The following is a 15,314-nucleotide window of genomic DNA, read 5'->3' as shown; positions in this document are numbered from 1 at the left end:
GGTGTTATACGCCCCCGCAAAGAACAAGCACACCGCGCAGCGCCAGCCGTCGCCCCCCCCGGGGGGGGGCGCCCGCTTCTCCTTGTGCCGCAGGGGCCTTGGGCCCGGTACTTCAGACGCCCGGGGACAGCGAGGGCACCCGCCCAGGTTCCGGCACGGCCCTTACGCCCTCGGCTCGCCGCACCTCCACGTCCGAGGCGAACTGCAGCCACTGGTTCGCGCACAACCGCGCCGCCTGCACCACATCGGCCGCTCGGTGTGTGGGGACGCCCGCAACCAGGTCGTATCGCTGTTCGTCGGTCAGCAGATGGAAGGCGAGCAGGTGAAGCAGTGCCCGGCCGGTCCGCGACATCCGCAGGCTGGGGTCACGTCGCATCCGGGTCAGCACGCTGTCGGGGAGGACGCCTGCCGGGAGGCGCTCGGGCTTGTCGGCCACCGCTTCCCCGGCCGCCGGGGTGGAGCCAGTCGCGGCGGGACGGAACTTCGGCGGTACGGGGTCCATTCCCACCCTCATGCGATTGCGTACGTCGCGGGCCGTGGCGAGGGCGACTCCCGCCCTGCTGGCGATCTCCCGCAAAGAGGCGTCGGGAGACTCGGCGATGACTCTGCTGGCCGCGATGCGCCCGGCAGCCCCGTTGACCGGGCGGTTGCGGCCGTCCCGGCCCGTCCTGAGAGACAGTTGGGCCGGCGGGACGTCGGCACGGCTGCGCAGCGAACCGAGCGAGCCCGGGGACAGACCGGTCACAGAGGCGATCCGGCGGTCCGACCAGTGCGGATGGCTTTCGATGATGCGCAGGGCCGCGGCGGTGCGGTCCTGCCGCGACAGGGGGAGCCCGTGCCCGGCGTTGAGCTTGACGGCGAGCACGAAGGCTTCCTCCGCCGTGCCCTGCACCAGCCTGGCTTCGATGTGCGTGTCGCCGCGCAGCATGGCCGCACGCAGCCGGTGCATACCGTCCACGACGCGCATCGTTGAACGATGGACTACGATGGGGGGCAGAGCCGACGGTGACTCCGCCAACAGGCGTGCGTGCTCCTCCACTTCGCCCGCCAGACGCGGGGAGTCGGCGGGCAGCAGGGAACCGATGGGAACAAGATGCGTTTGGCGAGCGGTGAGTTGTTCGTCGAGCGGAATCCGCGACTCGTCGCCGGTCGGTGTGTGTAACACAGAGCCCTTTCTTGGCGCTTCCATGAGCCTCGTCACCGGGGCTTCCCGGGGCGGGCACTCGTGACCCGGCAGAGATTTCCTTCCGAGTGACTTCGGTCTGGATCCCCCCTCTTGCCTGGGCGCTTGCGCCCACCATCGCGCACGGCGGGCTCGTGCCCGCCGTACCCCCCGTGTACCGGCCCGACCTGGGTCCGCGGGCGGCCCTGTCGCGCCTGCGTCCCCTGGTGCTTCCCGTCAGTGTCCGAGCGTGGGTCAACGACTCGGACACCAGGAGAAGCAGCAAGGGAGCCATTCGTATGAACGTTCAGGTGGCTTGATATCGAGGGCTCGGCGGAGGTGTCAAGCATGCCTTGCACAGTGTTCTACGCGCGTCCTGCGCCGGTTTCGTACCTTGCGCACCTCGTGCGTGAAATGGGGGAACGCCGGCGGCAACGGCGCGACCGTGCGGCGCCGCCCTCAGCCGGCGGTGGTGAAGTGCCGGGCGCCGTGCAGCCAGGCCACCTGCTTGTACAGGTCGTCCTCGCCGAGTGACCGCAGCATCGCGTTGCGCGCCAGGGCCGCCTCGCCGGCAGGGTGGTAGAGCTGTTCGCCCATCTCCCTGGCGAGGAGCTGGATGCGTGCGGTCCGCTCGCGTCGCTCGGCGTTGTACTCGCCCAGGCACCGCGGCACGTCGTCGGCGGCGTCTGCGAGGACCTCTCCCAGGACCACGGCGTCCTCCAGCGCCTGACATGCCCCCTGGGCGGCGTACTGGAGCATGGGGTGGGCGGCGTCGCCCATCAGGGTCACCCGGCCGTCCGACCAGACGTCCACGGGATCGCGGTCGCACAGGACCCACTCGCGCCAGTCCCTGCCCAGTTCGAGGAGTTGCCGGGCGGTGTGGTTCAGTTCCCGGAAGCGGTGCAGTACGAGATCCCGTGCCGCGGGACGTCCCGCGACCGGTTCGCGGGCGCTGTCGTCCAGCGTCGCAGCGAGGTTGAGGTGCCTGCCGCTGCCGATGATGTAGTGGACGAAGTGCCACTTGGGCCCCGCCCACAGCGTCACCGCGTTCCACCGCAGGTCTTCCGGCACACTTTCGATCGGTATCACCGAGCGATAGATGGTGTGGCCGGAGACCCTGGGAGCGCCGTCGCCCACCAGCTGTGCGCGAACGGCCGACCGGATGCCGTCGGCCCCGACGAGCAGGTCGCCGGTGAACGTCCGGCCATCTGCCGTGGACGCGGTGACTCCTGCCAGGTGCTGTGCGTACGACTGCACGAAGGCACCGGGCACCAGCTTTATGCCGTCGACCGCGCGGCATACCGAGAGCAGCGGCTCGTAGAGATCGACGCGCTGCACCACGGCGTACGGGTTGCCGAACCGCCGGCGGTAGCACTCGGTGAGCGGCATGGTGACGACGGTCTCGCTCGTGATGCCGTCCATGAAACGGAGTTCGTCGGTGAACACCGCCCGATCGCGCACGCCCCGGCTCACGCCCAGGAGGTCCAGGGCGTGAAAGGCGTTCGGCCCGAGCTGGATGCCCGCACCCATCTCGGTGAAGGCATCCCTGCGCTCGAGAACCGTGACACGGTGTCCCCGCTGTGCCAGGGAGACCGCGGTGGCGAGGCCGCCGATGCCGCCGCCGGCGATGAGTGCGTGTGCCATGTGGTTGCCCGCGTTCCTTCTCGTTCGACGCCGTAGGACCCGCTGCAGGCCGGGCCCCGGCGCCACCGGGTCGTGCGCTGTGATCGTCGCCCGCCTCACCGGGCTACCGGGGCCGAGGACGCGGCAACCACCCGGGGTCATCCCAGCCGTTCGGTGTCCAGGTCCACGGCGGCGGCCGGGATGCCCTGCCCGGCGAGGGGGCGGACCCCGTCGGCGGACCGTTCACCCTCGTCGTACGCGGCCGCGATCTTCAGCTGGCGGACGAACATGAAGATGCCGTAGGTCACGATCATGGCAAGGGCCGGGGCGCCGGCGATGTACGCCCACACATGCCGGATCCCGAGCCGCCGCGCCTCGACGATCATGTAGGCGCCCACTGCCGCCCAGACCAGCACCAGGTCCGCGTAGATGAACTGGGACGCCAGATTGGAGGTCGAGTCACGGAGGAAATTGCCGATGACTCCGACGAAACCGGCGTCCGCGTTCCGTATGACGAAGGTGACGGCCATCGTGCCCATGACGCAAAAGCCGACGACGGCGAACAGCCCGTACAGAACGCACAGCGCACGGTCTCTTCCCTGCACATCGCGAAAACGCATCAGATCAGTCTCCCGAGTACTGGTTCTCCAGCGGCCGGCAGGTCGCCAGAGCATCATTCGTAGTGGTAGTCGTCCAGGTCGAAGTGCCTGGCGCGCCAGGCCGCTTCGTAGGTCGAGGCCGGGCGGACGGCGGGCGCGTCCCCGCGTTCATCGAGGTAGTAGGTGTGGGAACCCCGGCAACTGGGGTCGAGGAATACGGTGTTCTGCTGCCGGTGCAGGGTTTTCCTGAACGAACTGTCGTGCTTCTCCGGACGGATGACCGCTTCCGTGGCACGGCGCCGCCGGGCTTCCTTGATCACCCGCAAGGCGTGGGTCACCTGATAGTCGATCATTCCGAACCAGGACCCACCGGTGAACGAATAAGGTCCGACGATGAACCACAGGTTCGGATATCCCTTGACCGAGGTGCCTTCGTACGCCTGGAAGCGCTCGGTCCTCCAGAACTCCTTGAGATCCCGGCCGGCCTTGCCGTGCGTCGGGAACGGGGGCAGATTATCGAGGACGTGGAATCCGGTGGCCAGGATCAGCACGTCGAAGGTCCGCTCCTCGCCGTCCGCGGTACGGATGCCGGTCTCGGTGATCTCCTCGATGGATTCAGTGACGAGCTCGACGTTGTCCCGGGTGAAGGCACGCCAATAGCCCTTGCTCAGGGACGGCCGCTTGCAGCCCACTCTGTAGGAAGGCGTCAGCTTGCGCATCAACTCGCGGTCGCCCTTGACCTGGCGCCGCAAGTAGAACCGGGATGCCGCTTCCCCTGCCTTCACGAGGAACGGGAAACGACGATAGTGGACCATGGCGATGACGAAGCTGAGTTCCGTCATGGCGTCCGTGAGCAGCCGGATCGTCCGCTGCGTCCACGGAGCTCTCCCGAAGAGCCGGCGAACGGCCCTCGGCACCGCGAAGTCGGGCTTCGGGAGGAGCCAGATGGGCGTGCGCTGGTAGACATGGAGCTGCTCCACCCGCGGGGCGATCTCCGGCACGACCTGTACCGCCGAGGCGCCGGTACCGATCAGTCCCACGCGCCGGGCGGCCAGGTCCAGCGACTGGTCCCATCGCGCCGTGTGCACGACATCGCCCTTGAACCTGTCGAGGCCGGGTATGTCCGGCGACTTCGGCTTGGTGAGCCACCCGGTGGCGCAGATGACGAAGCGGGCCGTCAGCGAGGTGCCGTCTTCGAGGAAGACCTGCCACAGATGCGCCGGTTCCCGGTAGTCGGCCCGTACGACCCTCGCGTTGAAACGCAGTCGGGGCCGGAGGCCGTACTTGTCGACGCAGTGGTCCGCGTAGGCCTTCAGCTCCTCTCCCGGAGGAAATACCCGGGACCACGACGGAGAGGGTTCGTAGGCGAACGAGTAGGAGAAGGCGGAGATGTCCACGGCGATACCGGGATACCTGTTGGCGTGCCAGCTGCCGCCGGCGTCGTCCTGCTCCTCCAGGATCACGAAGTCGTCGATGCCGTTGCTGCGCAGACCGATGGCGGTGCCTATGCCGGAGAACCCCGCGCCGATCACGAGCACTTCATGATCAGGGGCCATCGCTCCACTCCCCGGCGTCACAGGGCCAGACCGATGGCTTGCAGGGATCCGAACGCGAGCAGCAGCAGACAGGTGTGCTCCAGCGCCGGAATCAGGTCGCGGCCGGCCGCTCCGCTCAGCACCCGGCGCATCGGGAACACGGCGAAGGGGATCGCGCCGAGGACGAGGAGCACCGAGGGGCGGGCGAGGGCCGGGAGCAGTGCGGACCCGAAGGCGCCACCGACGCAGAACACGTAGAAACGGCGAGTCCGCCCGGCCCCCATCCGCACCGCGAGAGTGATCTTCCCCGCGGCGGCGTCGGTCGAGATGTCGCGAAGGTTGTTCGTGGTCAGCAGGGCGCAGGCGAGCAGGCCGACGGGTACGGACGCGCCCAGGGCGAGCAGGGGTACGTGGCCGAGCTGTATGTAGACCGGGGCGCACACGAAGACGACGCCGTGGTACAGGAAGATGCCGACCTCGCCGAGCCCTCGGTAGCCGTAGGGCCGGGGACCGCCGGTGTAGAACCAGCCGCCCAGCGCGCAGAACGCGGTGAGCGCGAGCAGCCACCACGAGACCATCACGGCCAGGACCACGCCGGCCAGGGCCCCGACCACGTACAGGACCGCCCCGCTCCGGAAGACCTGGTGCGGCGTGGCCTGTCCTGAGCCCACCAACCTGGCAGGGCCTGTCCGGTGGTCGTCGACTCCACGAATCCCGTCGCTGTAGTCGTTGAAGAAGTTCGTACCCAGGACGAACCCGAGCACGAACACCGCGGTCAGGACGGCGCGCCAGAGGTCGACGCGGCCGGACGCGTGTGCGATCGCGATACCCACCGCGAGCGGCGTGAAGGTGACGGGCAGGGTCTTGAGCCGTGCGCCGACGACCCAGTTCCGCACGGCGCCGCGTACCGGTTGCTGTTGAAGGGTCACTTTTTGATTCCCACACCCAGATAGAGGACGGATGTGGACTTCGTGCGCACCATGCGCACCTCTTCGAGCCGTCCGGCCGCGTAACGGGCCATCTCGCGCAGCCGCGGGCGCAGGCCGAGCAGCTCGAGCTCCACGCCGTGCTCCCGCGCGACCCCGGTCAGCCGCTCCCGGTTGACGAAGAGCCTGTGGTCATGGGTGCCCCGGGGCGGCCGGCCGGGAAGGGGGACGTTCTCGGCGAGCGTGATGGAGACCAGCCGGGCCACCTTGGTGTCGGCGATGGTGTCGACGACCAGCGTGCCTCCGGGGCGCAGGACCCGGCACGCCTCCGCCACCACGCCGAAGGGGTCCGGTACGTGTTCGAGGCACTGTCCCGCGGTGACGACGTCGAACGACTCGTCGTCGAACGGGAGCCTGGCGATGTCGGCCCGCACGACCTCGTCGAAGCCGTGCCGAAGGGCCTCACGGAGCGACATCTCCGACAGGTCGACACCGAACACGCGATAGCCCTTGCCGGCCGCGTGCGGGCCGAACAGGCCACCGCCACAGGCGATGTCGAGCAGACGGGCCTGCTCGTGCCCGGCAACAGGTATGAAGCCGGCGCGCGCACGCGCGATCCAGCCCAGCGGCGCGAGCGGCCCCCGAGGGTCCCACCATTGATCGGCAAGATCGTCGTAATCAGAGATGAAGTCCGACCTGATCCCTGACTTGTCACCCTTGTGCGTAAGCACAGTAGATTGCCCCCTTCCCTTGCCTGCAGCGCGCCCGAGCCCTATTGAGCTGTGCGCGAGTTCCGACTCGGTTCAAGAGAGGCGAACCGGGTGCCGGCCGCCTCAATCTCCCACCAATGGGACCCACCCGCTCACGCGGGAGGTGAATAACGGTGCCGTACGAGAGATCCCGCAGAATGCGGAGAATTGACCCGCTTACAACTCAATCGGGGTGCAGTGGATTCCAGCTCCACTGCTCCTCGGGGTGCCCGGCGACGCTTCCCCTCCGCGTAGGTCCAGCACTTCGCTCGCTCACTTTAGGCAAGGCGACCCGGTCACTCAATGGATGGTGCAGTTCGCAAAGACGGGAAAAGAATGGTCAGCCACTGCCGGAGCACGGCCATATCGATCGAATCGGGCGATAGACGGCCAATATCAATTGGCGCCGACGACGGCGGTTGGGAGCGGTGGGAGCACGCCGAGCGGAAGAGGACTCCGGGGCTGCTCCCGCCTCATACGTCAGGGGCCCTCCGAAGAGAGCCCCTGACCTGCGGAAGATTTCGATTCCGACATCACTGTCGGGACGACAGGATTTGAACCTGCGACCCCTTGACCCCCAGTCAAGTGCGCTACCAAGCTGCGCCACGTCCCGTTGATCGTCTGACCTGGGGTTTCCCCGGCCGAACGCGCAGGAAAACCATACCGCACTCAGGTCGGTGGCCGCGCACCCCTTTGGTTCGGGACGGTGCTGGGCCGCGCACTTGACCTCAAGTCCACTTGAGGTCTCAGCATCGTGGGTATGACGATCACCAAGGAGACCGGGCGTGCCCCCGGGTACGCCGACCTGCCCGGGCTGATGCGGCTCATGACGGGCGACGAGAAGCACGGACCGGCGGCCACGTCCACGCTGGACGTGCTCTGGGTGCTCTACGACCGGGTGCTCAGGGTCCGCCCGGAGCAGCGGGACGACCCGGAACGGGACCGGTTCCTGCTGTCGAAGGGGCACGGCCCGATGGCGTACTACGCGGTGCTCGCCGCGAAGGGCTTCGTGCCGGTCGACTGGCTGCCGGACTTCGGCGCGTACGACTCGCCGCTCGGCCACCATCCGGACCGCACGCTGGTGCCGGGTGTCGAGATCGGCAGCGGGTCGCTCGGGCACGGACTGCCCATCGCCGTCGGCACGGCCCTGGGGCTGCGCGCCCAGGGGCTGAACCGGCCCCGGGTGTGGGTGCTGACCGGGGACGCCGAGCTGGACGAGGGCAGCAACCACGAGGCCATCGCGTTCGCCGGGCCCGCGGGGCTCGAACAGCTGCACACCGTCGTCGTCGACAACGCCTCCGCCAGCCATGCCCGTCCCGGCGGGATCGCGGCCCGTTTCGAGGCGGCGGGCTGGTCGACGGCGAGCGTCGACGGCCGCGACCACGCGGCGCTGTACGCCGCGTTCACCGCGCCGCATCCGGGCCGCCCGCACGTGGTGGTGGCCCGGGTGGAGCCGAAGAACCCCTGAGCCGTATCCGCTGAGCAGGCCTCCGGCTCCCCCCGACTTCCCTCGGCTTCCCCCGACTCCCCGCGGCTTCCGCCGACTTCCCGACACAGAAGGGCTCGACCTCCATGGACACCATGCGTGACCGTCTCGCACCAGCCGTCTCGCGCCTGCTCGACGAGGATCCGCGGGTGGCGGTCGTCATCGCCGAGATCGGCAAGGACGGCTTCGCCGACGCGCGGCGCCGACATCCCGACCGGGTGATCAACGTCGGCATCCGCGAGCAGCTCCTCGTCGGCGTCGGCGCCGGGCTGGCGCTGACCGGGATGCGACCGGTGCTGCACACCTTCGCGAGCTTCCTCGTCGAGCGCCCCTTCGAGCAGGTCAAACTGGATCTCGGGCACCAGGGCGCGGGCGCGGTGCTGGTCAGCGCCGCCGCCTCCTTCGACTGGCCCGCGGGCGGCTACACCCACATGGCACCCGGCGACGTGGCGCTGCTCGACACCCTGGACGGCTGGACCGTCCATGTGCCCGGGCACCCGGACGAGGCCGAGACGCTGCTGCGGCACGCGGTCGCCGCGGGCGACGACAAGGTCTACGTACGGCTGTCCGTGCAGTCGAACGCGCACCGCCGTCCGGTCGACGGCGAGCACTTCGCGACGGTCCGCGAGGGCCGCTCGGGTGTGGTGGTCGCCGTCGGTCCCCTGCTCGACGCGGTGCTCACCGCGACGGAGGGCCTGGACGTCACGGTGCTGTACGCGACGACCGTACGGCCCTTCGACGCCGCCGCGCTGCGCCGGGCCACCCAGGCGGCCGGTACGGACATCGTCCTGGTCGAGCCGTACCTGGCGGGCACGTCGACCTCGGCGGCGAACGACGCGCTCCGCGACGTCCCGCACCGCATCCTGGGGCTGGGTGTGGGCCGCGCCGAACTGCGGCGCTACGGAACCGCCGAGGAGCACACCGCCGCACACGGGCTCGACGCCCGGTCGCTGCGGGAACGGATCTCGGCGTTCCTCGGGACCCGGGCCGGGGCGGGCACCACGGGCACCTCGGACGCCGCGGACACCTCGGGCGCCTGAAGGCGTCCGCGCGGAGGCCGTGCGGCGGTGGCCGTGCGGCGGAGCCCGTGCGGCAGTGGCCAGGCCGGAGTCGCCGTCGTCAGCGCCGCTCGGGGTGCGTGCGCCCGGGTGCCACGTCCGCAGTCCCGTCCTGCGCGTGCGGGCGGTGGGCGCCGCGCGCGTCGGCCCGTATGAGGCCGCGTATCGCGGGCACCGCCAGCAGGGCCGTCGGCACGACGAGGCTCATCGCGGCGGACACCAGCAGCACGTGGTCCGCGCCCAGGGCGGTGGCGGCGGGCCCGGCCAGGGCCTGGCCCACGGGCATCATGGCGAGGGAGCCCGCCACGTCGTAGGCGTGGATGCGGTTGAGGACGTCGGACGGGACCTGGGTCTGGACGCTGGTCGCCCACATCACGCCCCAGAACGACATGCCCGCCCCGGCGACGGCGGCGCCCGCCGCCATGGCCGGCACCCCGAAGCCGGCCCCGACCGTCGCCGGGAAGCCGACGAAGGCGAACAGGGCGAACGCGCCGGCGCGCAGCATCCGGCGGGGACGCAGCCGCAGGGCGAGGAAGCCGCCGACGACGGTGCCGGCGCCGAGGGCGGAGTTGATCAGGCCGTAGGCGCGCGGGCCGTGCTGCTGGACCACTTCGGTGGCCACCAGCGGGACGGTCGGGCCCCAGACGGCGATCATGTAGAGGCACCACACGGCGATGACGCCCCAGAGCCAGGTCCGGGCCCTGAACTCCCGCCATCCTTCGACCAGATCCGCTTTGAAGGCACCGGTCGCGGTGCCGTCCGGGGTGCGGTCCGGGGCGCCGGTCCGGATGAGCGGGGGCAGCCGGAGCAGGAGCAGGCACAGGGCGCTGACCCCGTAGGTGGCGGCGTGCGCCGCGAACACCCCGCCGGGTGAGGCGAAGCCGACGAGCAGGCCCGCGGCGGCGGGGCCCGCGAGCTGGGCCGCGGACTCCGCGATCCGTATGGCGCCGTTGGCCGCCTGGACGTCGGAGGCGAGCCGGGGCACCGTACTGGCCACGCCGGGCTGGAACACGGCGCCCGCCACGCCGTTGACGAGGCCGATCACGCAGATCTCCCAGAGCACCACGTGCCCGGAGTAGAACAGCACGGCGGCCAGGGCCTGGGTGCCGAGCCGCACCAGGTCGGCGCCGATCATCAGCTTGCGGGTGCTGAACCGGTCGGCGATGACCCCGCCGAAGACCACGAGCCCGGCGAAGGCGGCGGCCGTCGAGGCCATGGCGAGGCCGACCGCGCCCGCGCCGTACCCGTGCTGGAGCAGGCCCGCGGCGAGCGCGACCGGCAGCATGGTGTCGCCGAGCCGGGCGACCGCCCGCGCGACGAAGAACAGCGCGAAGTCCCGCGACCACACCGGCCGCGCGCGACCGCCGTCGCCGACTTCAGCCCCGGCTTCCACTCGAATCCCGGCTCCGGCCCCGGCCCCGGCTCCGGCTCCGGCTCCGGCCCCGGCCCCGGCTCCGGCTCCGGCTCCGGCAACGAGGTCATCCCGCCCCGCCGCCTCCCCCGGCGACGACTGCGACGACGTCCCGGTCATCCCTCCGACGCTCCCCTCCGCGACCGATCCCCCCACTCCCCGGGCGACCGCGGCTGTCCCTCCCGCGCCGGCCGGCCCCACTGCCTCCGGATCATGCCACGGCCCACTGACAACGCCCGAGGGGTTTTCAGCGGGCGGTGGGCAGTCCCAGCCCGGGATGGGCCTCCAGCAGCCGCGGCGGAGCCGCCTGGCGCCAGGAGTCGGCGAGGATGTCCCGCAGCTCGTCCTCGTCCTCCAGCGCCGCGAGTTTGACCCGTACCCAGGCGAACTGCGCCTCGTGGCCGGCGATCCAGAACTTCTCCGGCTCGGCCAGGACCAGTTCGTCGCGCTCTTCCTTGGGACAGCGCACGGCGATGGAGGTCTCCTCCTCCGGCAGTGTGGCGAACATCTTCCCCGCGACCCGGAACGTGGGCATGCTCCAGGCGATCTTCTCCGTGGTGTCCGGCAGGGACAGGGCGATACGGCGTACGTCATGGGCATCCGGCATGCTCCGCACGCTAACCCCTCCCACTGACAGCCAACCCCCAGGATGTCGGGTGCAGCCGGGTGCATCCGGGCGCTACGCCTGCGCCGCCTCGTCCAAGGCCTGGAGCACCGGGCGGATCAGCGGGTGCCCCTCGGCTCCCCGGCGCACCGCCGCGAAGACCCGGCGGGTGGGCGCCACTCCGTCCACGGGGCGGACGACCACGCCCGTGAGGTCCATGCCACGCAGTGCGGAGCGCGGGACGAGGGCCACGCCCGCGTCGGCCGAGGCGAGGGCCACGACGGCGCGGAAGTCGTCGGAGGAGTGTTCCAGACGGGGCTGGAAGCCCGCGCTCTCGCAGGCCAGGACGACCACGTCGTGGCAGGGATTGCCGGGATAGGGGCCGATCCAGGTGTCCTTGGCCAGCTCGGCGAGCGGCACCTCGGCGGCGCCGGCCAGCCGGTGCGCCACCGGGACGACCGCGTCGAACGGCTCGGCGTACAGCGGTACGTGGGTCAGCCGGGGGTCGTCGGCGGACGGCGCGCCCCGGTACTCGACGGCGACCGCGACGTCGACCTGCCGGTCCAGCACCATCGGCAGGCTGGCGTCGCCCTCCGCGTCCTGCACGCGGATGCGGATGCCGGGCGCCGTCCCCGCCAGGCGGGCCACCGCGGGCGCCACCACCTGCGCGATGCCGGTGGCGAAGGCGGCGACCGTCACCGTGCCGGCCTCGCCGGAGCCGTAGGCGGCGAGTTCGGCCTCCGCCCGCTCCAGCTGGGCGAGGACCGCGTTGGTGTGGCTGAGCAGGATCTCCCCGGCCGGTGTCAGCCGTACGCCCTTGGCGCCGCGCTCGACCAGCCGGTGGCCGGTCTCCTGCTCCAGGGCCGTGAGCTGCTGCGAGACGGCCGAGGGCGTGAGGTAGAGCGCGGCGGCAGCGGCAGTCACCGTGCGGTGGTCGGCCACCGCACGGAGGATGTGCAGCCGCCGCGCTTCGATCATGCGACCGATTATCGCAAGGCCTGCGACCGGTCGGCCTCCGGCTCAGCCCTCCAGCTCGGCGCGCGCCGCGACGAACGCGTCCACCACGCGGTTCACGTCCTCGGTGGAGTGCGCCGCGGACAGCTGCACGCGGATGCGGGCCTGACCCTGCGGCACGACCGGGTAGGAGAAGCCGATCACGTACACGCCGCGCTCGAGCAGCAACTCCGCCATACGGCCCGCCCTGGCCGCGTCACCGATCATCACCGGGGCGATGGCGTGGTCGCCGGGGAGGATGTCGAAGCCCTCCTCGGTCATCCGGCGGCGGAACAGCGCGGTGTTCTCGGCGAGCCGGACCCGCAGGTCGTCCGCGGACTCCAGCAGGTCCAGCACCTTCAGGGAGGCCGCCGCGATCACCGGGGCGAGCGTGTTGGAGAACAGGTACGGCCGGGAGCGCTGGCGCAGCAGGGCGACGATCTCGGCGCGGGCGGCGACGTAGCCGCCGGAGGCGCCACCGAGCGCCTTGCCGAGGGTGCCGGTGATGACGTCCACGCGGTCCATGACACCGTGCAGTTCGGGGGTACCGCGGCCGCCGGGGCCGACGAAGCCGACGGCGTGGGAGTCGTCGACCATGACCATGGCGTCGTAGCGGTCGGCCAGGTCGCAGATCTCGCGCAGCGGCGCCACATAGCCGTCCATCGAGAACACGCCGTCGGTGACGACCAGCTTGCGGCGCGCCCCGCCCTCGGTGGCCTCCTTCAACTGCCGCTCCAGATCCGCGAGATCGCGGTTGGCGTAGCGGAAGCGGCGGGCCTTGGACAGCCGGATGCCGTCGATGATCGAGGCGTGGTTGAGGGCGTCGGAGATGACCGCGTCCTCCGGGCCGAGCAACGTCTCGAACACGCCGCCGTTGGCGTCGAAGCAGGAGGAGTACAGGATCGTGTCCTCCTGGCCGAGGAACGCCGACAGCCGGGCCTCCAGCTCCTTGTGCACCTCCTGGGTGCCGCAGATGAAGCGCACGGAGGCCATGCCGTAGCCCCAGCGGTCCAGGGCCTCGTGGGCGGCGGCGACGACCTCGGGGTGGTCGGCGAGGCCGAGGTAGTTGTTGGCGCAGAAGTTGAGGACCTCGCCGGGACGGCCGCCCGCGGTGACCTCGACGGTCGCGGACTGCGGGGTGCCGATGACCCGCTCGGGCTTGTGCAGCCCGGCGGCGCGGATCTCGTCGAGGGTGGCGCGCAGGTCGTCGCGCACGGAGTCGAACATCAGGGTGCTCCTTGAAGGTGCCGGCGGAAGAGCGGCGGAAGAAGGGGGTACGCGGTCACACGGTCCAGTCGAGGATGATCTTTCCGCCCTTGCCGCTCGCGGCGTCGGCGAAGGCCGTCTCGAAGTCCTCGTAGCCGTATCGGCCGGTGACGACGGGGGCGAGGTCGAGGCCGCCCTCCAGCAGCACCGACATGGCGTACCAGGTCTCGAACATCTCCCGGCCGTAGATGCCCTTGATGGTGATCATCGAGGTGACGACGCGGGCCCAGTCGACGGGGAACTCCTGGGCGGGCAGGCCGAGCATGGCGATCTTGCCGCCGTGCGTCATGTTCGCGATCATGTCGCGCATCGCCTCGGGGCGACCGGACATCTCCAGGCCGACGTCGAAGCCCTCGCGCAGGCCGAGCGTGCGCTGTCCCCCGGCGATCGTGTCCCGGGAGACGTCGAGGGCGAGGCTCACGCCGATCTTGCGGGCCAGCTCCAGCCGCTCCTCGCTCACGTCGGTGATGACGACGTTGCGCGCGCCCGCGTGCCGCGCGACGGCCGCCGCCATCAGGCCGATCGGACCCGCGCCGGTGATCAGGACGTCCTCGCCGACCAGCGGGAAGGAGAGCGCGGTGTGCACGGCGTTGCCGAACGGGTCGAAGATCGCGGCGATGTCGAGGTCGACGGGGACGCGATGCACCCAGACGTTGGCGGCGGGCAGGGCGACGTACTCGGCGAACGCGCCGTCGCGTCCCACGCCGAGTCCGACGGTGGCCCGGCACAGGTGGCGGCGTCCGGCCAGGCAGTTGCGGCACTTGCCGCACACCAGGTGGCCCTCACCGCTGACCCGGTCGCCGGGCTTGATGTCGGTGACGTCGGCGCCGGTCTCGACGACCTCGCCGACGAACTCGTGCCCGACCACGAGCGGTGTGCGGATCGCCTGCTGGGCCCAGCCGTCCCAGGCCCGGATGTGCAAGTCGGTGCCGCAGATGCCGGTCCGCAGGACCTTGATCAGTACGTCGCCGGGTCCGATGGCGGGCTCGGGGACGTCCGCGAGCCACAACCCGGGCTCCGCCTTCTGCTTGACCAGCGCCTTCAACGCTACCGCTCCTGTGGTTCCGGCCCCGGGTCCGGGCATGCCGGGGCAGCCCGCGTCCGGGGAGAGGGGTGGATTCCGTTAGCAATCTGCCGTACTGCGGCACGCCGGTCCATCGAGGATTTCTTAAACGCGGCCACAGCTCCGCTTCACGCCGTCCGCGAGCGCGCTCGCGGACGGCGCGAGACCTTCGCCCGGCCGTCAGAACAGGAAGCCCTCGGTCTCCCGGCGCTCCAGCCGCGGAGCGAGCTCCGCCGCGGCCGCCTTGATGGTCCGAAGCCCCTCCCTGCCCCACGGCCGCGGCTCGACGTCGACGACGCACACCGTGCCCAGCACCATCTGCGTACTGTCGATGAGCGGGGCGCCCAGATAGGAGCGGATGCCGAACTCGTCCACGATCGGGTTGCCCGCGAACCGCGGGTAGTCGCTGACGTCCTCCAGCACCAGCGCCTTGCGCCGCACCACGACATGCGGGCAGAAGCCGTGGTCGCGCGCCAGGCGGCGGCCTAGTTCACGCCGTCTTCCGTCACCGTCGGCGCCGGTGTCGACGGTGAGGACGTCACGCTCGGGCCGGTGCAGTCCGGCGAAGAACTGCCCTTCCACGTCGAGGAAGTTGACCATCGCGTACGGCGCCCGGGTGAACGCGGCGAGGCGGTCGGCGTAGGCGTCCAGAGCAGGCTCGGGCCGCCGCTCCCCCAGGCCCAGCCGCCGCAGTCGCTCGGTGCGGGCGGGGGCGTCCTTGTCCTCGGGGGTCAGCAGCAGGCGACCGGCCGGGCGGGGCGGGTCGTAGCTCATGGCCGGGCTCCGTCGCTGTCGGCGTATGTCATGTACGGGCTCCGTGACGGTGTGCGGGGATCAGT

The 15,314-nt window shown here is 70.9% G+C and carries 14 protein-coding genes and 1 tRNA gene; 2 read left to right on the top strand and 13 right to left on the bottom strand.

Going from position 1 to position 15,314, the window contains the following annotated elements; translation table 11 throughout:
* Nucleotides 1–112: 112 nt before the first annotated feature.
* From ABZ818_RS25345 to ABZ818_RS25315, 7 genes are all read right to left on the bottom strand, one after another.
* Entirely contained in the window at nucleotides 113–967 is an 855-nt protein-coding gene (locus ABZ818_RS25345) for a hypothetical protein (protein ID WP_361418866.1), read from the bottom strand.
* A gap of 654 nt (nucleotides 968–1,621) precedes the next feature.
* A complete protein-coding gene (locus tag ABZ818_RS25340) occupies nucleotides 1,622–2,806 on the bottom strand; it encodes a 3-hydroxybenzoate 6-monooxygenase (RefSeq protein WP_361418863.1) in 1,185 nt (394 codons plus the stop codon).
* 137 nt (nucleotides 2,807–2,943) lie between these two features.
* Nucleotides 2,944–3,405, bottom strand: a complete 462-nt coding sequence (locus tag ABZ818_RS25335; protein ID WP_361418860.1) for a DUF2834 domain-containing protein — start codon at nucleotides 3,403–3,405, stop codon at nucleotides 2,944–2,946.
* A 53-nt stretch (nucleotides 3,406–3,458) separates the two neighbouring features.
* Nucleotides 3,459–4,940, bottom strand: coding sequence for an NAD(P)/FAD-dependent oxidoreductase (locus ABZ818_RS25330; protein ID WP_361418857.1), 1,482 nt, complete (start codon nucleotides 4,938–4,940; stop codon nucleotides 3,459–3,461).
* A 17-nt stretch (nucleotides 4,941–4,957) separates the two neighbouring features.
* Nucleotides 4,958–5,848 (bottom strand): 1,4-dihydroxy-2-naphthoate polyprenyltransferase, encoded by an 891-nt coding sequence (locus ABZ818_RS25325; protein ID WP_361418854.1) that lies wholly within the window; start codon nucleotides 5,846–5,848, stop codon nucleotides 4,958–4,960.
* Entirely contained in the window at nucleotides 5,845–6,576 is a 732-nt protein-coding gene (gene ubiG / locus ABZ818_RS25320) for a bifunctional 2-polyprenyl-6-hydroxyphenol methylase/3-demethylubiquinol 3-O-methyltransferase UbiG (protein ID WP_361418851.1), read from the bottom strand. Before ubiG ends, ABZ818_RS25325 begins: the two co-directional genes overlap by 4 nt.
* Before the next feature lie 557 nt (nucleotides 6,577–7,133).
* Nucleotides 7,134–7,207: transfer RNA gene (locus ABZ818_RS25315), tRNA-Pro, on the bottom strand.
* A gap of 147 nt (nucleotides 7,208–7,354) precedes the next feature.
* On the opposite strand from ABZ818_RS25315, the gene ABZ818_RS25310 reads away from it, so the two are divergent.
* Nucleotides 7,355–8,062 (top strand): transketolase, encoded by a 708-nt coding sequence (locus tag ABZ818_RS25310; RefSeq protein ID WP_361418848.1) that lies wholly within the window; start codon nucleotides 7,355–7,357, stop codon nucleotides 8,060–8,062.
* A gap of 104 nt (nucleotides 8,063–8,166) precedes the next feature.
* Nucleotides 8,167–9,120 carry a transketolase gene (locus ABZ818_RS25305; RefSeq protein ID WP_361418845.1) on the top strand — a complete coding sequence of 318 codons (954 nt, stop codon included), beginning with the start codon at nucleotides 8,167–8,169 and terminating at the stop codon, nucleotides 9,118–9,120.
* 79 nt (nucleotides 9,121–9,199) lie between these two features.
* Here ABZ818_RS25305 and ABZ818_RS25300 read toward each other — a convergent pair whose 3' ends face one another.
* From ABZ818_RS25300 to ABZ818_RS25275, 6 genes are all read right to left on the bottom strand, one after another.
* Nucleotides 9,200–10,531, bottom strand: coding sequence for an MFS transporter (locus tag ABZ818_RS25300; RefSeq protein ID WP_361418842.1), 1,332 nt, complete (start codon nucleotides 10,529–10,531; stop codon nucleotides 9,200–9,202).
* Nucleotides 10,532–10,796: 265 nt separating this feature from the next.
* The gene (locus tag ABZ818_RS25295) at nucleotides 10,797–11,156 is read right to left on the bottom strand and encodes an MmcQ/YjbR family DNA-binding protein (RefSeq protein ID WP_361418839.1); all 360 of its coding nucleotides are present in this window, start codon (nucleotides 11,154–11,156) and stop codon (nucleotides 10,797–10,799) included.
* Nucleotides 11,157–11,228: 72 nt separating this feature from the next.
* A complete protein-coding gene (locus ABZ818_RS25290) occupies nucleotides 11,229–12,131 on the bottom strand; it encodes a LysR family transcriptional regulator (RefSeq protein ID WP_141356181.1) in 903 nt (300 codons plus the stop codon).
* A 42-nt stretch (nucleotides 12,132–12,173) separates the two neighbouring features.
* The gene (locus ABZ818_RS25285) at nucleotides 12,174–13,373 is read right to left on the bottom strand and encodes a glycine C-acetyltransferase (RefSeq protein ID WP_361418836.1); all 1,200 of its coding nucleotides are present in this window, start codon (nucleotides 13,371–13,373) and stop codon (nucleotides 12,174–12,176) included.
* 55 nt (nucleotides 13,374–13,428) lie between these two features.
* The gene (tdh, locus tag ABZ818_RS25280) at nucleotides 13,429–14,457 is read right to left on the bottom strand and encodes an L-threonine 3-dehydrogenase (RefSeq protein WP_361418833.1); all 1,029 of its coding nucleotides are present in this window, start codon (nucleotides 14,455–14,457) and stop codon (nucleotides 13,429–13,431) included.
* Nucleotides 14,458–14,655: 198 nt separating this feature from the next.
* On the bottom strand, nucleotides 14,656–15,249 hold the full coding sequence (locus tag ABZ818_RS25275) for a GAF domain-containing protein (RefSeq protein WP_361418830.1): 594 nt from the start codon (nucleotides 15,247–15,249) through the stop codon (nucleotides 14,656–14,658).
* Nucleotides 15,250–15,314: the final 65 nt, after the last annotated feature.

It is taken from the genome of Streptomyces sp. NPDC047453 (assembly GCF_040643155.1).
Lineage (GTDB): Bacteria > Actinomycetota > Actinomycetes > Streptomycetales > Streptomycetaceae > Streptomyces.
Note: the sequence above shows the minus strand (reverse complement) of the source record. Positions and strands in the feature narration are given on the sequence as shown.